Origin of the sequence: Bradyrhizobium sp. Ai1a-2, from assembly GCF_000426245.1 — a bacterium.
Lineage (GTDB): Bacteria > Pseudomonadota > Alphaproteobacteria > Rhizobiales > Xanthobacteraceae > Bradyrhizobium.
In genome coordinates, this window is sequence record NZ_AUEZ01000028.1 from 17020 (window position 1) to 40227 (window position 23208).

At 64.3% G+C, this 23208-nt stretch carries 21 protein-coding genes; 13 read left to right on the forward strand and 8 right to left on the reverse strand.

From position 1 onward, the window contains the following. The 5 genes from truB (at window position 1) to K288_RS0118815 (ending at window position 5776) form a co-directional block, all read left to right on the forward strand. Window positions 1-1104: a tRNA pseudouridine(55) synthase TruB gene (truB, locus tag K288_RS0118795; RefSeq protein ID WP_027580955.1), complete on the forward strand. Its 1104-nt coding sequence runs from the start codon at window positions 1-3 to the stop codon at window positions 1102-1104. A 2-nt stretch (window positions 1105-1106) separates the two neighbouring features. Continuing rightward, window positions 1107-1376 (forward strand): 30S ribosomal protein S15, encoded by a 270-nt coding sequence (rpsO, locus tag K288_RS0118800; RefSeq protein ID WP_027580956.1) that lies wholly within the window; start codon window positions 1107-1109, stop codon window positions 1374-1376. A gap of 378 nt (window positions 1377-1754) precedes the next feature. Next, a complete protein-coding gene (gene pnp / locus K288_RS0118805) occupies window positions 1755-3911 on the forward strand; it encodes a polyribonucleotide nucleotidyltransferase (RefSeq protein WP_027580957.1) in 2157 nt (718 codons plus the stop codon). Window positions 3912-4208: 297 nt separating this feature from the next. Beyond that, window positions 4209-4943 carry a superoxide dismutase gene (locus K288_RS0118810; protein WP_027580958.1) on the forward strand — a complete coding sequence of 245 codons (735 nt, stop codon included), beginning with the start codon at window positions 4209-4211 and terminating at the stop codon, window positions 4941-4943. 236 nt (window positions 4944-5179) lie between these two features. Continuing rightward, window positions 5180-5776 (forward strand): glutathione S-transferase family protein, encoded by a 597-nt coding sequence (locus K288_RS0118815; RefSeq protein ID WP_027580959.1) that lies wholly within the window; start codon window positions 5180-5182, stop codon window positions 5774-5776. 103 nt (window positions 5777-5879) lie between these two features. Here K288_RS0118815 and fabI read toward each other — a convergent pair whose 3' ends face one another. The 3 genes from fabI to fabA form a co-directional block, all read right to left on the reverse strand. Then, entirely contained in the window at window positions 5880-6680 is an 801-nt protein-coding gene (gene fabI, locus K288_RS0118820) for an enoyl-ACP reductase FabI (RefSeq protein ID WP_027580960.1), read from the reverse strand. A 143-nt stretch (window positions 6681-6823) separates the two neighbouring features. Continuing rightward, the gene (gene fabB, locus K288_RS0118825) at window positions 6824-8047 is read right to left on the reverse strand and encodes a beta-ketoacyl-ACP synthase I (protein ID WP_027580961.1); all 1224 of its coding nucleotides are present in this window, start codon (window positions 8045-8047) and stop codon (window positions 6824-6826) included. A 43-nt stretch (window positions 8048-8090) separates the two neighbouring features. Then, the gene (fabA, locus tag K288_RS0118830; RefSeq protein WP_027580962.1) at window positions 8091-8612 is read right to left on the reverse strand and encodes a 3-hydroxyacyl-[acyl-carrier-protein] dehydratase FabA; all 522 of its coding nucleotides are present in this window, start codon (window positions 8610-8612) and stop codon (window positions 8091-8093) included. A 320-nt stretch (window positions 8613-8932) separates the two neighbouring features. Here fabA and irrA point away from each other — a divergent pair, with 320 nt between their 5' ends. Then, entirely contained in the window at window positions 8933-9421 is a 489-nt protein-coding gene (gene irrA, locus K288_RS0118835; RefSeq protein WP_027580963.1) for an iron response transcriptional regulator IrrA, read from the forward strand. Between the two features lie 141 nt (window positions 9422-9562). Here irrA and K288_RS0118840 read toward each other — a convergent pair whose 3' ends face one another. Next, entirely contained in the window at window positions 9563-10090 is a 528-nt protein-coding gene (locus K288_RS0118840) for an SH3 domain-containing protein (protein WP_027580964.1), read from the reverse strand. Between the two features lie 305 nt (window positions 10091-10395). On the opposite strand from K288_RS0118840, the gene K288_RS0118845 reads away from it, so the two are divergent. Continuing rightward, a complete protein-coding gene (locus K288_RS0118845; RefSeq protein WP_027580965.1) occupies window positions 10396-11397 on the forward strand; it encodes a D-glycerate dehydrogenase in 1002 nt (333 codons plus the stop codon). Window positions 11398-11501: 104 nt separating this feature from the next. Here K288_RS0118845 and K288_RS0118850 read toward each other — a convergent pair whose 3' ends face one another. Continuing rightward, window positions 11502-12422 (reverse strand): LysR family transcriptional regulator, encoded by a 921-nt coding sequence (locus tag K288_RS0118850; protein WP_027580966.1) that lies wholly within the window; start codon window positions 12420-12422, stop codon window positions 11502-11504. A gap of 119 nt (window positions 12423-12541) precedes the next feature. Here K288_RS0118850 and K288_RS0118855 point away from each other — a divergent pair, with 119 nt between their 5' ends. Further along, window positions 12542-13543, forward strand: coding sequence for an aldo/keto reductase (locus K288_RS0118855; protein WP_027580967.1), 1002 nt, complete (start codon window positions 12542-12544; stop codon window positions 13541-13543). Between the two features lie 3 nt (window positions 13544-13546). Here K288_RS0118855 and moeB read toward each other — a convergent pair whose 3' ends face one another. Then, complete coding sequence (moeB, locus tag K288_RS0118860; protein ID WP_027580968.1) at window positions 13547-14347, reverse strand: molybdopterin-synthase adenylyltransferase MoeB; 801 nt, start codon at window positions 14345-14347, stop codon at window positions 13547-13549. Window positions 14348-14526: 179 nt separating this feature from the next. Between moeB and K288_RS0118865 the strand changes: the two genes are divergently transcribed. After that, complete coding sequence (locus tag K288_RS0118865; protein ID WP_027580969.1) at window positions 14527-15876, forward strand: serine protease; 1350 nt, start codon at window positions 14527-14529, stop codon at window positions 15874-15876. A 188-nt stretch (window positions 15877-16064) separates the two neighbouring features. Here the strand turns inward: K288_RS0118865 and ggt are convergent, their stop codons facing one another. Together ggt and mutM are read right to left on the reverse strand one after the other, a co-directional pair. After that, window positions 16065-17744 carry a gamma-glutamyltransferase gene (ggt, locus tag K288_RS0118870; RefSeq protein WP_027580970.1) on the reverse strand — a complete coding sequence of 560 codons (1680 nt, stop codon included), beginning with the start codon at window positions 17742-17744 and terminating at the stop codon, window positions 16065-16067. A 23-nt stretch (window positions 17745-17767) separates the two neighbouring features. Next, complete coding sequence (mutM, locus tag K288_RS0118875) at window positions 17768-18652, reverse strand: bifunctional DNA-formamidopyrimidine glycosylase/DNA-(apurinic or apyrimidinic site) lyase (protein ID WP_027580971.1); 885 nt, start codon at window positions 18650-18652, stop codon at window positions 17768-17770. 190 nt (window positions 18653-18842) lie between these two features. On the opposite strand from mutM, the gene ubiE reads away from it, so the two are divergent. Genes ubiE through dut form a run of 4 tightly spaced genes read left to right on the forward strand, consistent with a single transcriptional unit; the run spans window position 18843 to window position 23095 of the window. Beyond that, window positions 18843-19604 carry a bifunctional demethylmenaquinone methyltransferase/2-methoxy-6-polyprenyl-1,4-benzoquinol methylase UbiE gene (gene ubiE / locus K288_RS0118880; RefSeq protein WP_027580972.1) on the forward strand — a complete coding sequence of 254 codons (762 nt, stop codon included), beginning with the start codon at window positions 18843-18845 and terminating at the stop codon, window positions 19602-19604. Continuing rightward, a complete protein-coding gene (ubiB, locus tag K288_RS0118885) occupies window positions 19601-21175 on the forward strand; it encodes a 2-polyprenylphenol 6-hydroxylase (protein WP_027580973.1) in 1575 nt (524 codons plus the stop codon). The genes ubiE and ubiB overlap by 4 nt, the downstream gene beginning before the upstream one ends. Window positions 21176-21227: 52 nt before the next feature. Continuing rightward, window positions 21228-22640, forward strand: coding sequence for a bifunctional phosphopantothenoylcysteine decarboxylase/phosphopantothenate--cysteine ligase CoaBC (coaBC, locus tag K288_RS0118890; RefSeq protein ID WP_027580974.1), 1413 nt, complete (start codon window positions 21228-21230; stop codon window positions 22638-22640). After that, window positions 22637-23095 (forward strand): dUTP diphosphatase, encoded by a 459-nt coding sequence (gene dut / locus K288_RS0118895; RefSeq protein ID WP_027580975.1) that lies wholly within the window; start codon window positions 22637-22639, stop codon window positions 23093-23095. Before coaBC ends, dut begins: the two co-directional genes overlap by 4 nt. Window positions 23096-23208: the final 113 nt, after the last annotated feature.

Here is a 23208-nt window from a genome sequence, read left to right on the forward strand (position 1 = left end):
ATGACCGTGACGACCGCAAACCCCGTGATTGAATCGCAAGACGTCGATTCGCATGCGGACGAAGAAAAAATTCCATTGGCCGCGCGCGGCAACGAGACACGTCGCGTCAACAACGATCCGCGCCAGAAGCAGAAGGGTAACCAGCCGCGGCGCGACAAGCGCGACGTCCATGGCTGGGTCGTGCTCGACAAGCCCATCGGCATGACGTCGACGCACGCCGTCGCGGTGCTGAAGCGCCTGTTCCAGGCCAAGCGCGCCGGACACGCCGGCACGCTCGATCCGCTCGCCTCGGGCGGCCTGCCGATTGCGCTCGGCGAAGCCACGAAGACGGTTCCCTTCGTCATGGACGGCCGCAAGCGCTATCGCTTCACCGTGGCATGGGGCGAGGAACGCGACACCGACGATATCGAGGGACGCGTGGTCCGGACCAGCGAACTCCGTCCCTCGGCCGATTCGATCCAGGAACTGCTGCCGCGCTTCACCGGCGTGATCGAGCAGGTTCCCCCGCAATATTCAGCGATCAAGGTCCAGGGCGAGCGGGCCTACGACCTGGCGCGGGACGGCGAAAAGGTCGAATTGCAGCCCCGACCGGTCGAGATTCACGAATTAACCCTGGTGGAACATGGGGATGGCGGCCAGTCCGTATTCGAGGCCGAATGCGGCAAGGGAACCTATGTCCGCGCCTTGGCCCGGGATATGGGGCGGATTCTCGGCTGTTTCGGCCATATCTGCGCCCTCCGGCGGACCGTTGTCGGTCCGTTTACCGAAAGGGACATGATTCCGCTGGAAGAATTGGAGGCTTTGTGCAATAGAGCCGCGTCTGGCGAGGGCAGCCTCGCCGACGCGCTTTTGCCCGTTGAGACCGCGCTGGACGACATCCCGGCACTGGCCGTCACACGGGCGGATGCGGCAAGGCTCCATCGGGGCCAAGCCGTTTTGTTGCGCGGACGGGATGCGCCCGATAGTAGCGGCACAGTCTATGTCACAGTGGCAGGCCGGCTTCTCGCGCTTGCCGAGATTGGCAATGGCGAAATCATCCCCAAGCGCGTGTTCAACCTGACCGGACTGACTGCCAGTTCGGCTCGCAACCATGGAAGTATTTGACGATGTCGATTACCGCCGAACGCAAAGCGGAAGTCATCAAGACGAGTGCCCTCAAAGCCGGCGACACCGGCTCGCCCGAGGTTCAGGTCGCGATCCTGTCGGAACGCATCAGCAACCTTACCGAGCACTTCAAGACCCATGTGAAGGACAACCATTCACGCCGCGGTCTTCTGAAGCTCGTGTCGACCCGACGCTCGCTCCTCGACTACATCAAGAAAAAGGACGAGGCGCGTTACAAGGCTTTGTTGGAAAAGCATAACATTCGTCGCTGACTTCAAGACTACGCGCGCAACGTTGGCGCGCGTTTTCGCATGATCTTCCGAGAAACCGGAGTTTCACCCGTTCGGAGACGATCATGCGCAGGAGCATGAACGTGACGACTGCGGTCGCACGCACCCATGCTCAAGCCTGGAGCATGATCCGGCTTTCCGGAAAGCTCATGCTCAAACCTAAGTGCCCAGCAGCAATCCGGCCACTGGGCGGGGCAAGATGCCCGTATGAACGAAGGGATGGACACCATCCGGAACTTGAGAACCATGGCAGGATCGCCGGATACTGATCACGGCTTGCGATCAGTGTCCCGCCATCTTGCGCATGGTTTTTGCGTTTTGGGGGTCCGCTCTTTCGTGAAACCATGAAAGAAGACCAAAATGTTTACCACGCATTCCGTTGAGATTGATTGGGGCGGACGTCCGCTCAAGCTTGAGACCGGAAAGATCGCCCGGCAGGCCGACGGCGCTGTAATGGCGACCTATGGCGAGACCGTGGTGCTTGCCACCGTCGTCGCCGCCAAGGCGCCCCGCGAAGGCGTCGACTTCCTGCCGCTGACGGTCGACTACCAGGAGAAGGCCTACGCCGCGGGCCGCATTCCCGGCGGCTACTTCAAACGCGAGGGCCGGCCGACCGAGAAGGAGACGCTGGTCTCCCGCCTGATCGATCGCCCGATCCGTCCGCTGTTCGTCGACGGCTGGCGCAACGAAACCCAAGTGATCATCACCACCCTGTCGCATGACATGGAGAACGATCCGGACATTCTGGCGATGGTTGCCGCTTCCGCGGCGCTGACGCTGTCCGGCGCGCCGTTCAAGGGCCCGATTGGAGCGGCCCGCGTCGGCTTCGCCAACGACGAATATGTGCTGAACCCGACGCTGGACGAGATGAACGAGACCCAGCTCGACCTCGTCGTCGCCGGCACCGCGGATGCCGTGCTGATGGTGGAATCGGAAGCCAGGGAGCTGAACGAAGACGTCATGCTCGGCGCCGTGATGTTCGGCCACCGTCACTTCCAGCCGGTCATCAACGCGATCATCGAGCTCGCCGAGAAGGCCGCCAAGGAGCCGCGCGAGGTCACTCCGATCGACAACTCGGCGATCGAGAAGGACATGCTTGGCCTGATCGAGCAGGAGCTCCGGACCGCCTATGCGATCCCGGTGAAGCAGGAGCGCTATGCCGCCGTCGGCGCCGCCAAGGAAAAGGTGCTGGCGCACTTCTTCCCGGAAGGGCAGGAGCCGAAATACGACAAGCTGCGCGTCGCCGACGTGTTCAAGGAGCTGGAAGCGAAGATCGTTCGCTGGAACATCCTCGACACCGGCAAGCGCATCGACGGCCGCGACGTCAAGACGGTGCGCAACATCGTCGCCGAAGTCGGCGTGCTGCCGCGCGCCCACGGTTCGGCGCTGTTCACCCGCGGCGAGACCCAGGCGATGGTCGTGACCACGCTCGGCACCGGCGAGGATGAGCAGTACATCGACGCGCTGTCCGGAACGTACAAGGAGACGTTCCTGCTGCACTACAACTTCCCGCCCTACTCGGTCGGTGAGACCGGCCGGCTCGGCGGCACCAAGCGCCGCGAGATCGGCCACGGTAAGCTCGCCTGGCGCGCGATCCATCCCGTGCTGCCGCCGCACCACGAATTCCCGTACACGGTGCGTGTGGTGTCTGAAATCACGGAGTCCAACGGCTCGTCGTCGATGGCCTCGGTCTGCGGTGCCTCGCTGGCGCTGATGGACGCTGGCGTACCGTTGAAGCGGCCGACCGCGGGTATCGCGATGGGCCTGATCCTCGAAGATCAGCGCTTCGCGGTGCTCTCCGACATCCTCGGCGATGAAGACCATCTCGGCGACATGGATTTCAAGGTCGCCGGCACCGACCAGGGCATCACCTCGCTGCAGATGGACATCAAGATCGAGGGCATCACCGAGGAGATCATGCGCGTCGCGCTTGGCCAGGCCAGGGAAGGACGCATCCACATCCTCGGCGAAATGGCGAAGGCATTGACCGCGGCCCGCGCCGAGCTCGGCGAATACGCACCGCGCATCGAGACCTTCAAGATCCCGACCGACAAGATCCGCGAAGTGATCGGCACCGGCGGCAAGGTGATCCGCGAGATCGTCGAGAAGACCGGCGCCAAGATCAACATCGAGGACGACGGCACCGTGAAGGTCGCCTCCAACGACGGCGAGGCGATGAAGGCGGCGATCAAGTGGATCAAGTCGATCACCTCGGAGCCGGAGATCGGCCAGATCTACGAGGGCACCGTGGTCAAGGTGATGGAGTTCGGCGCCTTCGTGAACTTCTTCGGCGCCAAGGACGGCCTCGTCCATATCAGCCAGCTCGCGGCCAACCGCGTGCAGAAGACCTCGGACGTCGTCAAGGAAGGCGACAAGGTCAAGGTGAAGCTGCTCGGCTTCGACGACCGGGGCAAGACCCGGCTGTCGATGAAGGCGGTCGACCAGGAGACCGGCGAGGATCTGGAGGCCAAGCAGAAGCCGGAAGCCCCGGCACCGCGCGAGGCCGCCGGCGAGTAAACGCCGAGAGCTTCGGTTCTGACTGCATCAGAATCGAAGCTCTAGATTCCTGTTTTGACGCGTTTTCCTCACGCGAACCGGTGTCCACTTCGCTCGAAAACGCTCTGGACACAATGGAATTGCTAAAAAGGGGCGGCCTTGATGGCCGCCTTAAGTTTATGTGGGGCCTTGTAAATCAACCGTGGCTGACGGCCATGTGCGAATTGGCCGCGATTTCGTGATCGCGTTTTGTCGGAACCGCTTCACGTCCTGCGCCTACAATAAGACGTCATGCTTTTCTTAAGCCCGGAGGTCACGATGTCATTCCTGTCCCGCCGCCGCCTGATGATGGCGGCAACTGGTCTCGTCGCTGCAGCCACTTCGCCGCGAATGGTGTTCGCGCAAGGCTCGGCCCAGCCGCCTGCCGGTCCGTTCAAGTTGGACCCGCTGACTTATCCCGCTAATGCGCTGGAGCCGCATATCGATGCGCTGACGATGCAAATCCATCATGACAAGCATCACCAGGCCTATGTGAACAACGTCAACGCGATCGCCAAGGATCATCCGCAGATCGCCGAAAAGCCGATCGCGGATGTTCTTGCCAATCTGAGCAACGTGCCGGAGGCGGTCCGTACCGGCGTCCGCAACAATCTCGGCGGCCACGCCAACCACACCATGTTCTGGCAGATCATGGGACCGAACGGCGGCAAGCCGGAAGGCGAGGTGCTTGCCGCTGTTGACCGCGACCTCGGCGGAATGGAGAAACTTCGGACCGACTTCAACGCCGCCGGCGGGCGCGTATTCGGTTCGGGCTGGGTGTTCGTCACGGTGACCAAGGACGGCAAGCTCGCGCTCGAGACCCGTCCGAACCAGGACAGCCCGCTGATGGACGGCAAGCGCGCGCTGTTCGGCAACGACGTCTGGGAGCACGCCTACTATCTGCATTACCAGAACCGCCGCCCGGATTATCTGCAGGCCTGGTGGAGCACGGTGAACTGGAAGGCGATCGGCGATCGCTACGCGGCCGCAAAGGCAGGCACGCTCGGCGTGTGATCAACGCACATGGGACGCGCGGTCAAACGGCCGGGGCCGCAAGCCTCGGCCGTTTTTGCGCAGCGATCACTACTGTCGCCAAGGACTCCGGTGATCTGCGGCACCAGCCTGACCGGCACGAATGCGCTTGACCCAGATGTCGGCGCATAGCGCTTCGTTTCCCCCAAAGGTTGTAGATTGCCAATCCGGCCTTTCCGGGCGAAGAACAAGCCCTCCACCAATGAAAGGCTCAGCCCATGATCCAGCTCTATTGGTCGCCTCGTTCGCGCTCGTTCACCTGCGTGTGGCTGATGGAAGAAACCGGATTGCCCTATGAGCGCGTGCTGACCGACATTTCGACCGGCGCGCAGAAGGCGCCCGAATTCCTGAAGGTCAATCCGATGGGCAAGGTGCCGGCCTTGAAGGACGGCGACGTTGCGCTCGGCGAAGCTGCCGCGATCTGCGCCTATATTGCGGATCGCTATCCGGAAGCGAAGCTGGCGCCGGCGATCACTGATCCGAAGCGCGCGAGATTTCTGCAGTGGCTGTTCTTCGCGCCGAGCTGCATCGAGCCGGCGCTGATCCAGATCTTCACCAAGCTCGAAGTGCCCGCCAGTACCGCCGCATGGGGCACCGCGACGCAGGTCTTCGACGTGCTCGACACCGAGCTGCAGAAGGGACCGTGGATCCTCGGCGAGGACTTTTCCGCCGCCGACATCGTGGTCGGCTCTGGCCTGAATTATGCGGTGCGCCTGTTCAAGATGGTGCCGTCGCGGCCGTCCTTCGAGGACTATATCGACCGTTGCGTCGCACGCCCGGCGTTCCAGCGCGCGGAGAAGATTGCGGAGGGTTAGGCTGTAGGGTGGGCAAAGCGCAGCGTGCCCGCCTTCTCTTGCACCGATCGTGAATGATGGGCACGCTTCGCTTTGCCCACCCTACGATTGCTACCAGACGAAGCTACTCCGCCTTCAGGTTTTCCGGGCGCGGCATCGAGATCACGTTGTAGCCGGAATCGACGTAGTGGATTTCACCGGTGACGCCGCCGGAGAGATCGGACAGCAGATAGAGCGCGGAGCCGCCGAGCTCATCGAGCGTCACGCCGCGGCCGAGCGGCGAATGCTTCTGCTGGAACGCGAACATCGCGCGCGCATCGCCAATGCCCGAGCCGGCGAGCGTGCGCACCGGACCGGCCGAAATCGAATTGATGCGGATGGCGCGTGGGCCGAAATCGGCGGCGAGGTAGCGCACGGAGGCTTCCAGCGCCGCCTTCGCAACCCCCATCACGTTGTAGTTCGGCATCACGCGCACCGAGCCGCCGAAGGTCAGCGTGATCATGGCGCCGCCGGTTTCCGGCATCAACTCCGCCGCGCGCTTGGCGATCTCGGTGAAGGAGAAGCAGGAGATGAGCATGGTGCGCAAGAAATTCTCGCGCGTGGTGTCCGCATAGCGGCCCTTCAGCTCGTTCTTGTCGGAGAAGGCGACGGCGTGGACGAGAAAATCGAGCTGCCCCCATTTCTCGCGCAAGGCTGCGAACACCGCATCGACGCTTGCGAGATCCTCGACATCGCAGGGCAGTACCGCATCAACGCCGAGCGACAGCGCCAGCGGTTTGACGCGCTTGCCGAGCGCCTCGCCCTGGTAGGTGAAGGCGAGCTCGGCGCCCTGCGCGTGAAGCGCCCTGGCAATGCCCCAGGCGATCGAATGATCATTGGCGACGCCCATGATCAGTCCGCGCTTGCCTTTCATCAGGTCCTGCATCGCCCGTCCGCTCCGATTGACTTGCTGCTGCGTCATCACCCACGAAAGCGAGTGATCCAGTATTCCAGAGGCGCTAGCAATCAGTTTGAAAGGCCGCGGCGTACTGGATGCCCCGCCTTCGCGGGGCATGACGGATAAACAGATTACGCATCCAGCCGCTTGAACACCAGCGTCGCGTTGGTGCCGCCAAAGCCGAAGGAATTCGACAACACCGTGCCGAGCTTCGCATTGTCGATGCGCTTGCGCACGATCGGCATGTCGGCGAAGACGGGATCGAGCTCGGTGATGTGCGCGCTCTCGCAAATGAAGCCGTTGTTCATCATCAGAAGCGAGTAGATCGCTTCCTGCACGCCGGTGGCGCCGAGCGAGTGGCCGGTCAGCGCCTTGGTCGCTGCGATCGGCGGGCACTTTTCGCCGGTACCGAACACCTTGCGGATCGCCTCGATTTCCGGCGGATCGCCGGCAGGCGTCGAGGTGGCGTGCGGATTGATGTAGTCGATCGGCGTCTTCACCGTCGACAGCGCCATGCGCATGCAGCGCTCGGCGCCTTCGCCCGAGGGCGCCACCATGTCGTAGCCGTCGGAGGTCGCGCCATAGCCGACGATCTCGGCATAGATGCGCGCGCCGCGCGCCTTGGCGTGCTCCAGCTCTTCCAGCACCACGACGCCGGCTCCGCCGGCGATGACAAAGCCGTCGCGGTTGATGTCGTAGGGACGCGAGGCGGTGGCCGGCGTGTCGTTATATTTCGACGACATCGCGCCCATGGCGTCGAACAGCACCGACAGCGTCCAGTCGAGCTCCTCGCAGCCTCCGGCGAAGATCACGTCCTGCTTGCCCATCTGAATGATCTCGGAGGCATTGCCGATGCAGTGGTTCGACGTCGCGCAGGCCGAGGAGATCGAATAGTTGACGCCCTTGATCTTGAACCAGGTCGCAAGCGTCGCGGAAGCGGTCGACGACATGCCCTTGGGAACGGCGAACGGACCGACCCGCTTGGGGCCCTTGGTGCGCGCGATGTCAGCGGCCTCCACCAGCGTGCGCGTCGACGGTCCGCCCGAGCCCATGATGATTCCGGTGCGTTCGTTGGAGACGTCGCCCGCCTCCAGTCCGGCATCGCGGATCGCCTGCTCCATCGCCACGTGATTCCATGCCGCGCCGTCGGCCAGAAACCGCATCGCGCGGCGGTCGATCACTTCCGCCGGTTTGAGCGTCGGCGCGCCTTGCACCTGCGAACGGAAGCCGAGCTCCGCATATTTCTCCGCACGGGTAATCCCGGACTTCGCCTCGTGAAGGCTCGCAAGCACTTCCTGGGTGTTGTTTCCGATGGACGAGACAATGCCCATCCCGGTGATGACAACCCGCCTCATGATCGCCTCGCCCTGCCGTTAGTTTTCTGTGTGACGGTTTCGGTCACGCCGGGGCCGTGCCCTGCTTGAACAGCCCAACCTTCAAATCCTTCGCGCGATAAATAATCTCGCCGTCCATGGAAAGCCAGCCATCGGCAATGCCGAGCACCAGCCTCGAGCGCATCACGCGCTTAATATCTACGTTGTACACAACCTTGCGCACGTTCGGCAGCACTTGGCCGCCGAATTTCAGCTCGCCAAGCCCGAGCGCGCGCCCGCGTCCCTCGCCGCCGATCCAGCCGAGGTAAAAGCCAACCATCTGCCACATCGCATCCAGGCCAAGGCAGCCGGGCATGACAGGGTCGTTCTTGAAATGGCAGCCGAAGAACCAGAGATCCGGCTTCACATCGAGCTCGGCGCGCACCAAGCCCTTGCCGAACTCGCCGCCCGTCTCCGAGATCTCGCTGATGCGGTCGAACATCAGCATCGGCGGCAATGGCAACTGGGCGTTGCCGGGACCGAACATCTCGCCCCTGCCGCACGCCAGCAAATCCTCGTACTCATAACCGCTGCGCCGCTCCAGCATGCTCTTTCCACTCTCCTCAATGTCCCGGTGAAGCGCTCTCGAACGAACCGGACCGTTTCCCCGGCGGGAGAAGATTTCCCGCAACCCGGCGCTACGTTGGGCGCGAACGGCGTCTCTACCGAATTCGCATATGTGGTCCGCGCGCTCTGTAACATAGGCATGAAGGCGCGGCAAAGTGCCGGAATAGGTTAAATTGCTGCATCCCCAGAGGGTTCCGCTCCGGCCGCCCGCGCCGGCTCTAGTTGCGAGAAACTTGCATCTGAAGGATTTCCTTCTTATAGTGGTTGGAATATTGCCCGAGTTAGGTGTCTAGAGTGCATATGAGCGACGAAGTTCCGCATGTGAGCGATGACGCTGGTCAGGTCGCCCACAGCCCCGGTCATCAGCCGGCGCTGACCGGTTGCCCATGGCATGATGTCAACGAAATGCTGCAGGCGGCAGGCCTTCGGCCGACCCGTCAACGCATGGCGTTGGGTTGGCTCTTGTTCGGCAAGGGCACCCGCCATCTGACCGCAGAAATGCTTTACGAGGAAGCGACGCTGGCGAAGGTTCCGGTGTCGCTGGCCACAGTCTACAACACGCTGAACCAGCTCACCGATGCCGGTCTGCTGCGTCAAGTCAGCGTCGACGGCACCAAGACCTATTTCGACACCAACGTCACCGCGCACCACCATTTCTATCTCGAGAACAACCATGAGCTGGTCGACATTCCCGACCCGCATCTGGTGCTCTCCAAGATGCCGGATATCCCGGAGGGTTACGAGATCGCGCGCATCGACATGGTGGTCCGGCTGCGCAAGAAGCGCTGATCTTCGGCATCCCAACACAACTCGTAATTTCGTAGGGTGGGCAAAGGCGCATTTGCGCCGTGCCCACCCTTAGCGGCTGTGCTCTCGATGGTGGGCACGCTTCGCTTTGCCCACCCTATGGCATGATCGCCGGGATCTGATCTATTCCACCTTCTCGTCGGCGTAGACGCCCCACAGGCGCTGCTGCTCGATCCAGCCATCGAAGCCGTTGCCGGTGACACGGCACCAGCTATTGGCGCATTTCCTCACCTGCGCGATGACGCCGGCCTGCAGCCGCGCTGCCACCGCACTCGTCGCGTCCGGACGATCGTAGAGCGATGCCAGGTCGTCCTTGTGCTTCATCGTGACGACCGCAGTGCGGCGACCCGACAACAGCGAATGATAGACCCAGCCCTCGGAGCCTTCGGAATCGCGCACCCGGCGCCAGTTCTCGAACTCGGCGGTGATTTCGACCGGCAGGCCGGAGCGGGTATAGACCCAGGCGACATCATTGTCCTTGGTGGGGCCGGCACGGACATTCACATGATCGGATTTGAGGCTGACGTAACGGGGGATCGGCAGGCCGCTGGTGGTCGGACCTGCATCCTTGGCCGAATGTCCGGGGGATACCGAGGTGCCGAGCATGGACCCGACCAGCATCGCCAACCAACTCAACCGCCCCAACGCCATCAACTCGTCTCCTGCCGAGAACGCCAACTCAAATTCTGCGAGTTGAACCCTTGAACGCCCAGAACCCCAGACCCCTACGCTGCGCGTCGACGCCCCGGCACGTCTTGCCGAGGGGTTCTTGTGTTGGCCCGGTCTTCTGCTAGAGAGGACGGAACGTTTAGAACCACCCGAGGCAAATATCGGGGAACCCAGGGAAACGTGAAGGAAACGCCGGGACCGCGCAGCAACCGCAGTTTCGAACAACCGGGTTAATGAGGCCTGAACGGCGAAGCCTTTGACGGGCCGAAGCCTCATGAGAGCAGAACATGTCGGTTAAGAAGAAGCCTCTCGTCGTCGTCACCCGCAAGCTGCCGGATTCGATCGAGACCCGGATGCGCGAATTGTTCGACGCCAGGCTCAATCTCGACGACACGCCGATGACGTCGGAGCAGCTCGCCGAAGCCGTGCGCACCGCTGACGTGCTGGTGCCGACCGTCACCGACCTGATCCGCGAGGACGTGCTCAACCAGGGCGAATCCAAGCTCCGGCTGATCGCCAATTTCGGCAACGGCGTCGACAATATCGACGTCGCGGCGGCGCATGCCCGCGGCATCACCGTGACCAACACGCCAAAGGTACTGACCGAAGATACCGCCGACATGACCATGGCGCTGATCCTCGCGGTGCCGCGTCGGATGATCGAGGGCGCCTCGATCCTGACCGAAGGCAAGAACTGGCCGGGCTGGTCGCCGACCTGGATGCTCGGCCATCGCATCGGGGGAAAACGGCTCGGCATCATCGGCATGGGCCGCATCGGCCAGGCGGTGGCGCGGCGCGCCCGCGCCTTCGGCCTGCAGATCCACTATCACAACCGCCGCCCGGTGGCGCCGCGCATTGCCGACGAGCTAGGCGCTACCTATTGGGAAAGCCTCGACCAGATGCTGGCGCGGATGGACATCCTTTCGGTGAACTGTCCGCATACGCCCGCGACCTTCCACCTGCTTTCCGCGCGGCGGCTGAAGCTGATCCGGAAAGACGCCTATATCGTCAACACCGCGCGCGGCGAGGTGATCGACGAGGACACGCTGATCAAGCTGATCGAAGCCGGTGACATCGGCGGCGCCGGCCTCGACGTCTATGAGCACGAGCCCGCGGTCAACCCGAAGCTGGTGCGGCTCGCCAAGGCCGGCAAGGTGACGTTGCTGCCGCATATGGGCTCGGCCACCATCGAGGGCCGCGTCGAGATGGGCGAGAAGGTGATCATCAACATCCGCACCTTCCTCGACAACCACAAGCCGCCGGACCGCGTGCTGCCGAGCATGCTGTAACGACGGATGCCTATAGCCCGGATGGAGCGCAGCGTAATCCGGGATAAGTCTCTTCGCGGATAAAGTGGCCCCGGATTGCGCTTCGCTTCATCCGGGCTACGGGACTACGCTCCCTTGTTCTTCCTTCGCTCCCGCTTGCGCCAGTCGGCGACGAACGCCACGAAGGCGGCGAGCGCCGGCGGCGGTTGGCGCCGGCTCGGGTAGTAGAGGAACGGGCCCGGAAACGGCGGGCACCAATCGTCGAGCACGCTGACCAGCGCGCCGGATTTGACACCATAGCGCACATATCCCTCAAACGTGGCCCAATAGCCGACGCCGTCATGGACGGCGCGGAGCGCAAGCCCGAGATAGGTCGCGATCAGCTTCGCCGGCGGCGACACCTTGACCACGCGTCCCGCCTTTTCGAACTCCCAATCGTGCATCGCGCCGCTGCCGAAACGAGTGCGGATACAGGGATGGTCGAGCAGGTCCCTTGGTTGCGTCGGCCGGCCATGGCGCGCGACGTAATCACGCGAGGCCACGACCGCGTAGCGCTGCGGTGGCCCAAGCGATACCGCGATCATATCCTGCGCGAGATGCTCGCCGTAGCGCACGCCGGCGTCGAAGCCTCCGGCGACGATATCGACGAACGCAGTTTCGGCGACGATCTCCAGATCGACTTGCGGATATTTTGCCAGGAACGGTGCCACCATCGGCGCCAGCACCAGGTCGATGGCCGGCGGCGGCGCATTGATGCGCAGGCGACCCGACGGCACGTCGCGCAAGCCTCGCACCTGGTCAAGCGCTGCGCCGACGTCGCGCATCGCCGGACCCACGCGCGCAAGCAACAACTCGCCGGCCTCGGTCAACGCCACGCTGCGCGTGGTGCGGTTCATCAGGCGGACGCCGAGCTGCTTCTCCATGTCGCGCAGCCGCTGGCTGAGGCTGGAAACCGAGACGCGCTGCTCCAGCGCCGCACGCCGAAAATTCTGTGTGCGGGCCACCGCGAGGAAAGCCTCGAGATCGCGAAGGTCGAAATCCTGCATTGTTCGGTATATTGAACAAGCTATTCGTGATTGTCCAGCTTATCGAACTAAGCCGAGCGGCGCATATCAGCCTCGTCACAAGCGGCATCCAAACGCCGCCATTTCGAGGAGAAATTGCCATGGAAAAACGCAAACTCGGTTCAACCGGCCCGCACGTCTCCACCATCGGCCTGGGCTGCATGGGCATGTCGGATTTTTACGGCCCCGCCGACCGCGACGAGAGCATTGCCACCATCCATGCCGCGCTCGATGCCGGCATCACCCTGCTCGACACCGGCGACTTCTACGGCATGGGCCACAATGAGATGCTGATCGGGGAAGCGCTCGCCGGCCGCAGCCGCGACGATCTGCAGATCTCGGTCAAGTTCGGCGCGCTGCGCACAGCGAACCGGGGCTTTCTCGGTTACGATAGCCGGCCGATTGCGGTGAAGAATTTTGCCGCCTATTCGCTGCAGCGGCTCCGCACTGACCACATCGACATCTATCGGCCGGCGCGGCTCGATCCCAACGTGCCGATCGAGGAGACGATCGGGGCGATCGCCGACCTGATCAAGGCCGGGGACGTCAGGCATATCGGTCTATCGGAAGTCGGCTCGGAGACCATCCGCCGTGCGCACACCGTGCATCCGATCGCCGATCTGCAGATCGAATATTCGCTGATCGCGCGCGGCATCGAGGACGACATCCTGAAGACCTGCCGCGAGCTTGGCATCAGCATCACCGCTTACGGCGTGCTGGCACGCGGACTGATCAGCGGTCACTGGTCGAAGGAGCATTCCGGCGCGCAGGATTTCCGCCTGCTGAGCCCGCGCTTCCAGGCCGGCAATATCGACACCAATCTGGCGCTGGTGGAGTTGCTTCGCGCTATCGCCAGGGACGTCGGCGCATCTCCGGCGCAAGTCGCGATCGCCTGGGTCGCCGCGCAGGGCAAGGATATCGTGCCGCTGGTTGGCGCCCGCCGCCGCGACCGTCTCACCGAGGCGCTCGGCGCGATCGAGGTGAAACTCACGGATGCGCATCTCGCCGCGCTGGCAAAAGCGTTTCCGCCCGGCGTTGCTGCTGGCGGCCGCTATCCTGAGGAGCACTTGAGGCACATGGATAGCGAGATGCGCGCGTCCTGACGCCTAAAGATGCCCGCTCAGATCGGTGATGACGGGGTTGTCGCCGTTGAGCGGATTGGCCGGATCGCGCGCGTAACGCAGGGTCTCGAAGCGCATCGCGCGCGCATCCACCATCAACAGGCGGCCGACCAGGCCGTCGCCGAAGCCGACGATCTCGCGGATCGCCTCTAGCGCCATCATCGAGCCCAGGATGCCGGCGAGCGCACCCATCACTCCGGCTTCCGCGCAGGCCGGCACGGTGCCGGGCGGCGGCGGTTCGGGAAACAGGCAGCGATAGGTCGGATTGAACTCGCCGGCAGCGTTCTTCTCATGCGCGCGGATCGTGGTCAGCGAGCCGTCGAACACGCCAAGCGCCGCAGTGATCAGCGGTTTGCCCGCGAGGAAGCAGGCATCGGAGGCGAGGTAGCGCGTCTCGAAATTGTCGGAGCCGTCGAGCACGAGATCGTAGCCGCCGATCAGCGACATCACATTGTTCGCATCGAGCCGCACCGCATGCGCCTCGAAATTGACATGCGGGTTGAGCGCGTGGATCTGCTCGGCGGCGCTGTCGACCTTGCGTTTGCCGATGTCCGGCGTCGCATGGATGATCTGGCGCTGCAGGTTCGACAGCGAGACCGTGTCGTCATCGACAACGCCGAGCGTGCCGACGCCGGCCGCCGCCAGATACATCAGTGACGGCGCGCCAAGGCCGCCGGCGCCGATTACCAGCACCGAAGCTTCCTTCAGCGCCGTCTGTCCGGGCCCACCGACTTCGCGCAGCACGATGTGACGGGCGTAGCGTTCGAGTTCGTCAGCAGTCAGCATCGTCGCCTTTGTCCTTCCTCGCGGTCCCTGCCAGACCCTCATGGTGAGGAGCGCGGCACGCGCTCCTCAGGATGAGGACCTTCTATGTTGCGCCTTACGCAGTGAACCGTCACGCGGTTGTTGCCGACCAAGCAGATGTGCATAATCGGCCCAACGCGCAATAACCTCCCGGATTTGTCATGAGATCGATGCTTTCGGCAACATTGATGATCGTGACAATGGGGATCGCGCAGGCGCAGACGACGCCGCCCGCGGGCGCCAAGCCAAAGACGGTCGCGACCGTGCCGGTCCGCCCCGCGCTGCAGAAGCCCGAGGAGACGGCAAACGGGATGACGCAGGCCGAGCGGCTCGCGCTGCAATCCGATCTCGCCTGGGTCGGCCAGTATAATGGCGCGATAACCGGCGATGTCAGCGAGCGCATGGTCAACGCGATCAAGGAATTCCAGAAATCGCGCGGCGGCAAGCCGACCGGCGTGCTCAACCCGCAGGAACGCGGCGTGCTGGCCGAGACCGCGCGACGGAAACAGGAGAGCGTCGGCTGGCGGATCGTCACCGACCCCGGCACCGGGGCGCAGCTCGGCATTCCGACCAAACTGGTTCCGCAACTGGCAAGCGGCGTCGACGGCGCCAGATGGACGTCACCGACGGGGACGGTCCAGGTGGTGCTGACGCGGCGCAAGGAGGCGACCCCGACCACCGCGAAACTCGCCGAGCGCGAGAAGAAGGAACCGGGACGCAGCGTCGACTATACCGTCGTCAAGCCGGATTTCTTCGTGCTGTCGGGCCTGCAGGGGCTGAAGAAGTTCTACATCCGCGGCACCTTCAAGGGCGACGAGGTCCGCATCCTCACCATCCTCTACGATCAGGCGACCGAGAATACTGTCGAGCCGGTGGTGATCGCGATGTCGAGCGCCTTCAACGCGTTCCCGACCGGCCCGCAGGTTGCGGGGCCCCCGCCGCGCAAGACGGTGGAATACGGCACCGGCGTCGTCGTCAGCGATGACGGCGCGATCGTGACCGACCGGCTGGTCACCGACGAATGCATCGCGATCACGATCGGCGGCCACGGCAATGCCGATCGAATCGCCGAGGACAAGGAGCACGATCTCGCGCTGCTGCACATCTATGGCGTGCGCGAATTGAAGCCGCTGAATATCGGCGGCGCCGGCGCCAAGACGGCGCTCGACCTCACCGGCATCGCCGATCCGCAGAACCAGGGCGGCGGCAATGCCGTGAGCAGCGCCAGGGCGACAGCCACGCCTGTCGGCAGCGACGTCACGCTCACGCCGGCACCCGCGATCGGCTTCTCCGGTGCGGCCGCGCTCGATGCCGACGGCAATTTCGCCGGACTCGCGTTGCTGAAGCCGGTGGTCGTCGCCGGCCCCGCGAATACGGCACCTGCGTCGCAGGCGATGCTGGCGCCGGTCGCGACGGTACGCGATTTCCTGAAAGCGCATGGTGTGACTGCGAACGGCACATCGTCCGACGCAAAGGCCGCCGTCGTCCGCGTGATCTGCGTGCGGAAGTGACGCTGGCTTCCCGCCTCGCCCCGCTTGCGGGGAGAGGCCGGATTGCATCGGCAGATGCAATCCGGGTGAGGGGCTGCCTCCGCGAACTCATCTCTCACCGAATTTGCGGAGACACCCCCTCACCCCAACCCTCTCAGGGCGAGCTCTGCTCGTCCCGGCCCCGCAACAGCGGGGAGAGGGAGTCCGTGTCACGCCAGCCTGAACCTTACCCCCGCGCGCGCGAGACCGCCGGCGATCCCGACTGGCGTGCCGTCGGCGCGCCAGCAGGCGGCGCCCAGCATGCGGCCATCGTCCTCAAACTGGATCGCGTTCATGCCGCCGGCGACTGAGGATACCGGCGCGACCGTGTGGCCCATCGCCGCAAGTTTCTCGCGCACGCTCTCGGGCACGGCGAGTTCGACTTCGAGTGCATTGCCCTCGGTCCACACCCGCGGTGCCTCGACCGCTTCCTGCAGGCTCATGCCGTGATCGATCAGGTTGATCAGCGCCTGCATGGCGCTGGGGAAGATGCGTTTTCCGCCGGGCAGGCCCAGCGCATATCGGAGCTTGCCGTCGCGCAGCGCCATCATCGGCGACATCGAGGTGGTGACGCGCTTGCCCGCCGAGAGCGACAGCGCGTGGCCGGGACGCGGATCGAACAAATGCATGTAATTGTTCGCGATGGCCCCTAAGCCCGGGATCATGATCTTCGCGCCGAACAGATTGTTGATGGTCTGCGTGGTCGCAACCACGTTGCCGAACCCATCCGCCGCAGTCAGATGCGTGGTGTGCGCACCTTCGAGCTGCGCAACGCCCGCGCCCCAGGCCTGCGCCCGATCGGGATCGATCGCACGGCGGCGCTCCTCGGCATAGGCTTTCGATGTCAGCCGCTCGACGGGCACGTTGACATAGGCGGGATCGCCGCTCGCCGCCGCGCGGTCGGCGAAGGCGATCTTCAGCACTTCGGCGAGATAGTGGATCGTCTCGGCGGTGCCGAAACCGAGGCGCGCGATGTCGTAGCCTTCGAGGATATTCAGCATCTCCGCGATGTGCACGCCCGACGCCGCCGGCGGCGGCGGTCCCAGGATGGCCCAGCCGCGATAATCGGCGCGGATCGGCTGACGCTCGACGGTCTTGTAGGCCGCGAGATCGGCGCGGCGAATGTATCCGCCGTTCTTCTCCATGTAGTCCACGAGGATATCGCCGAGCGATCCCTGATACAGCGCGGCTTCGCCATGCTCGGCGATATGCCGCAGGGTCTCCGCATATTCGGCCTGCACGACGCGTTCGCCGATCTTGATCGGTTCGCCGTCCGGAAGGTAGATCGCCGAAATCGGCTTGTCCTTCAGCATATCGGCCGCGCTCTCGCGGATGCACTCGTGCAAGTAAGGCGTCACGGCATAGCCGCGGGCGGCATGCTTGATCGCGGGCTGCATGACATCGGCAAGGCTCATGGTGCCGAAGCGCCGCAGCGTCTCGCACCAGGCCATCAGCGAACCCGGTACCGCAACCGCCTTCGGACCGACGCAATTCTCTTCGCCGACGGTGTCGAACACGTCATGCACCGAACCCGGCTTCGAACTGTAGGTGTCGGGACGGACCGCGAGCGGCACCGTGCTCTGGCCGTCGATGAAGCGATGCGTGCCGTCGGCGAGGCGGATATGCGCCATGCCGCCGCCGATGATGCCGACCATCATCGGCTCGACCACGGTCAGCGTGAACAGTGTCGCGATCGCCGCATCGACGGCATTGCCGCCGGCGGCCAGCATCTCGGCGCCCGCGCTTGAGGCCAGCGGGTGATTGCTGACGACCATGCCGCGGCTGGAGATGGCTGGTTGCTTCTCGCATGCGAAACTTGTCGACGCGCGGTCGCGCCAATTGTTGCTCATGACGTCGCTCCCCTTGTTGTGGGTTATTTCTGACATTTCGGGCACCAGAAGGTCGAACGGCCATTCTGGGTAAAGCGTTTCACGGTGCCGCCGCAGCCCGGAGTCGGGCACTTCTCGCCTTCGCGGTCATAGACCTGGAACGAATGCTGGAAATAGCCGAGTTCGCCATTGGTCTGGCGATGGTCGCGCAACGATGAGCCGCCGGCCCTGATCGCCTGGTTCAGCACATCGTGTATCGCAGCGACCAATCGTTCTGCGTGCTCCGTCGGCTCCGCCGTCTTCTTCTTGGCGAGCGTAGCCGCCAGCCGCCGCGGCGACAGGCGCGCGCGAAACAGCGCCTCGCAGACGTAGATATTGCCGAGCCCCGCGACCACGCGCTGGTCGAGCAACGCCGCCTTCAGGCTGGTCTTCTTGTTGGCGCAGGAGTGCGCCAGCATCGCCGCATCAAATTCATTGCCGAGCGGCTCGGGGCCGAGGCCCTTCAACAGCGGCTCGTCCTCGATCGCGTTGCGCGCGATCACTTTCATGTAGCCGAAGCGGCGCGGGTCGTTGAAGACGATCGCGGCACCCGACGACATGTGGAAGATCACATGATCGTGCGCGCGGTCCTGATTCCGCTCGTAGTGGAAATGGCCCGGCGCAATCTTGTCGTCGTCCTTGAGCACGCGGAACGAGCCCGACATGCCCAGATGCATCAGCAGCACGTCGCCCGAGGTCAGGTCCGCCATCAGATATTTCGCGCGGCGGCCGAGGCCCGCGACAGTTTGCCCCTCCAGCCGCGCGACAAAGTCTTTTTGAAATGGAAACCGCAGATCCTTGCGGCGGGCTTCCGCTTTCAGGATTTGCGCGCCCTCCATGGACGGCTGCAGTCCGCGGCGGACGGTCTCGACTTCGGGGAGCTCGGGCATGGAAATGTCATTCACACGGGGCGGGATCGGCAAAAGTGTAAGCGGTTTTGCACCGCTTCGCGCGCCAAATTAACAATTTGCGAACAATCCGCCGGATCACGGCCGGTTTGGCGGATTGTGCGCGGAGGTGCTGACGTGATAGCGCCATTGCGGCGGGCGCGCTATGGTCGCGCTGTGAGGTAGTGCGTTGATGGATCGGCGGGACCAAACCACCCATTTCGGCTACAGGGACGTCCCCCTGGGCGAGAAGCAGACGCTGGTGAACGAGGTGTTCCACAGCGTGGCGTCGCGTTATGACTTGATGAACGATCTGATGTCGATCGGCCTGCACCGGGTCTGGAAGGACATCATGATCACCCAGCTCAATCCGCCGAAGAGCGAAGCGCCGTTCGCGCTGCTCGACGTCGCGGGCGGCACCGGCGATATCGCGTTCCGCGCGGCGAAAGCCGGCGGCACCGGCTTCCGCGCCACCGTCTGCGACATCAATGCCGACATGCTCGAGGTCGGCCGCAACCGTGCCCGCGCCCAGCATCTCGATGACCGGGTCTCCTTCGTCGCCGGCAATGCCGAGGCGCTGAGCTTTCCGGACCGTTCGTTCGACGCCTACACGATCGCGTTCGGCATCCGCAACGTGCCGCGGATCGATGTCGCGCTGCGCGAAGCCTATCGCGTGCTGCGGCCCGGCAGCCGGTTCCTCTGTCTCGAATTTTCCACCGTCGACGTGCCCGGGCTCGACCGGCTCTATGATCTGTTCTCATTCAGGGTGATCCCGCCGCTCGGCCGCGCCGTGACCGGCGACGCCGAGTCGTATCAGTATCTCGTCGAATCGATCCGCAAGTTTCCACGGCCCAGCGCCTTTGCCGAGATGATCACTGCCGCCGGCTTTGCGCGCGTAAAGTGGGAAATCCTCTCCGGCGGCATCGTGGCGCTGCATTCGGGCTGGCGTTTGTGATCTCTGCAACAACACACATCGCGCGCCTTGCCCGCGCCGCCTACGTCTTCGCGCGCGAAGGCGTGTTCGGCGTGGTCGATCCGGCCCTGGTACCACCACCCGGGCAGCTTCTGCTGCGGCTGGCCCGGCTGATCGAACGGCCGGGCTCCAAGTCCGGACCCAGGCTGTCGCGTGCGCTGACGCGGCTCGGGCCGGCCTATCTCAAGCTCGGCCAGTTCCTTGCGACACGGCCCGACGTGGTCGGCGTCGTGATGGCCAAGGATCTGGAGAGCCTGCAGGACCGGCTGCCGCCATTCTCACAGACCGAAGCGGAAGCCGTGATCGCACAATCGCTGGAACGCCCGCTGGCGCAGGCCTTTGTGACTCTGGGGCCGCCGGTCGCCGCCGCCTCGATCGCGCAGGTGCATCGCGGCGAGATCGAGCGCAAGGGCGTGCGCCGGCAGGTGGCCGTGAAGGTGCTGCGGCCGAACGTCGCCTCCCGTTTCCGCCGCGATCTCTCTGATTTCTTCTTTGTCGCACACAAGGCGGAAGCACATTCGGCCGAAGCGCGGCGATTGCGGCTGGTCGAGGTCATCAACACGATGTCGCGCTCGGTCGCGATGGAGATGGACCTCCGGCTGGAGGCCGCCGCCCTCTCCGAGATGGCGGAAAACACCAACGACGATCCGGATTTCCGCGTGCCGGCGGTGGACTGGGACCGCACCACCCACAACGTGCTGACGATGGAATGGGTCGACGGCATCCCGCTGAACGACCGTATCAGGCTGGAGCAGGCCCAGGTCGACCTGCCCGATCTCGGCCGCAAGGTGATCCAGAGTTTCCTGCGCCACGCGCTGCGCGACGGCTTCTTCCACGCCGATATGCATCCCGGCAATCTGTTCCTCGACGATACCGGCCGGCTGGTGGCGGTCGATTTCGGCATCATGGGCCGGCTCGGACAGAAGGAGCGGCGCTTCCTCGCCGAAATCCTGCTCGGCTTCATCACCCGCGACTACCGCCGTGTCGCCGAGGTGCATTTCGAGGCCGGCTATGTGCCGGGGCATCACTCGGTGGAGAATTTCGCGCAGGCGATCCGCGCCATCGGCGAGCCGATCCACAATCGCACCGCCGAGGAAATCTCGATGGCGCGGCTGTTGACGCTGCTGCTCGAGGTCACCGGCCTGTTCGACATGCAGACCCGCCCGGAATTGATCCTGCTGCAGAAGACCATGGTGGTGGTCGAAGGCGTGGCGCGCGGCTTCGACCCCAAGCTCGACATCTGGAAGATTGCAGACCCCGTGGTGCGCGAATGGATCGAGCGCAATCTCGGACCCGTGGGGCGGATCCAGGGCGCGATGTCGGGGGCCGGCGAACTCGCCCGCGTGCTGGCGCACCTGCCCGATATCGCCTCGCGCGCAGTCGCGGTGCTGGGCAATCTGGAGAAGATGACGCGCGAGGGCGTCATGCTGTCGCAGGAAACGATTGCGACGATGGGACGGACCGAGGTCCGCAAGAACCGCTGGCGGACAATCGCGCTCTGGATCATCGCGGCCACCTTCATCGGAATCCTGATCGCCGTCCGAAATTTGTGATTGCAATGATAGCGCTCAATGCTAGCATTGCTGTCAAATCGATGGTGCGGCCATGGCCAATCTGACTATTCGCAAGCTCGACGACGCCGTGCGAGACGAACTGCGCCTGCGCGCCGCTCGTAACGGCCGTTCGGTCGAGGACGAGGTACGGGTCATCCTCGGCGAGGTGGTGGCGGGGCAGCCCTTCGAGGTCCCGCCGGCAGCTCCTGCGCCGCGCCCGCAGGCCGCTGTGGCGTCGGCCAATGGCCTCGCCCGTGTCACCCTGATCATCGGCGGCGGCATTGCCGCCTACAAGGCGCTGGACCTGATCCGGCGGCTCAAGGAGCGCCAGATTCACGTCCGCTGCGTGCTGACCAAGGCCGCACAGCAATTCGTCACGCCGCTTGCGGCCAGCGCGCTGTCGCATGAGCGCGTCTATACCGACCTGTTCGATCCTGAGAGCGAGTTCGATGCCGGCCACATCCGGCTGGCGCGCGAATGCGATCTGATCGTGGTGGCGCCGGCGACCGCGGACTTGATTGCAAAAATGGCGCATGGCCACGCCGACGACCTTGCCTCCGCGACCCTGCTTGCTGCCAACCGCCCGATCCTGCTGGCGCCGGCGATGAATCCGCTGATGTGGAACAACGCCGCCACCCGTCGCAATGTGCTGCAGCTTCGCCGCGACGGCATCCTGACCGTCGGCCCCAATGCGGGTGAGATGGCCGAGGCGGGCGAAGCCGGCGTCGGGCGGATGGCCGAGCCCACCGAAATCGCTGCCGCTGCCGAACACATCCTGCGCCCGCCCCATCCGCGCCCGCTTCAGGGCAAGCGCGTGTTGATCACCGCAGGGCCGACACATGAGGCGATCGATCCGGTGCGCTATATCGCCAACCGTTCCTCGGGCAAGCAGGGCTTTGCCATCGCAGCCGCGGCACGAGATGCCGGCGCCGAGGTCGTCCTGGTCTCCGGGCCGGTCGATCTCGCCGATCCGTCCGGCGTGTCGGTGATTTCTGTGGAATCCGCGCGCGACATGCTGCACCGGGTGGAAGCGGCGCTGCCCGTCGATGTCGCGATCTTCGCGGCTGCGGTCGCCGACTGGCGGGTTGCCAATGAAGGCGAGCAGAAGCTGAAGAAGACCGCCGCCGGCGTGCCGGCGCTGCAACTGGTCGAGAACCCCGACATCCTCGCCACCATCGCCAAGCTGGAGAACAACCGCCCGCCGCTGGTGATCGGTTTCGCGGCCGAGACCGAGCATCTGATCGAGAACGCGAAGGCCAAGATCGCCCGCAAGGGCTGCGACTGGATCGTCGCCAATGATGTCTCACCGGCTACCGGCGTGATGGGCGGCGACCGCAACACCGTTCATCTGCTGACGCGCGAGGGCGAGGATATCAGCGTCGATTCCTGGCCGGTCATGACCAAGGAACAGGTCGCAACCGAACTGGTGGCGCGGATCGCCAAGGCCGTGGAGACAAAATCGTGAGTGCGACAATCAAGGTCGATGTCAGGCAATTGCCGCATGGCGAAGGTCTTCCGCTGCCGGCCTACCAGACCCCCGATGCCGCCGGGCTCGATCTGCTCGCTGCGGTGCCCGAAGAAGCGCCGCTGGTGCTCGCGTCAGGCAAATACGCGATGGTTCCGACCGGGCTGACGATTGCGCTGCCGCCGGGCTATGAGGCGCAGGTGCGGCCGCGTTCCGGACTTGCCGCCAAGCACGGCGTGACCGTGTTGAATTCGCCTGGTACCATCGACGCCGACTATCGCGGCGAGATCAACGTGCTCCTGATCAATCACGGCGAGGCGCCGTTTTCGATTCGGCGCGGCGAACGCATCGCGCAGATGGTGATCGCGCCGGTCGTGCAGGCAGAGCTGGTTCCGGTGACGGTGCTGTCGAGCACCGAACGCGGCGGCCGCGGCTTCGGCTCCACGGGAAGATAGCTGATCTCGTAGCCCGGGTGGAGCGGAGCGCAACCCGGGACATCTGCGTCCACATCCGCGAGCGGACCCGGGTTACGCTGCGCTTCACCGGGCTACGGCACTTGATCGGGCCG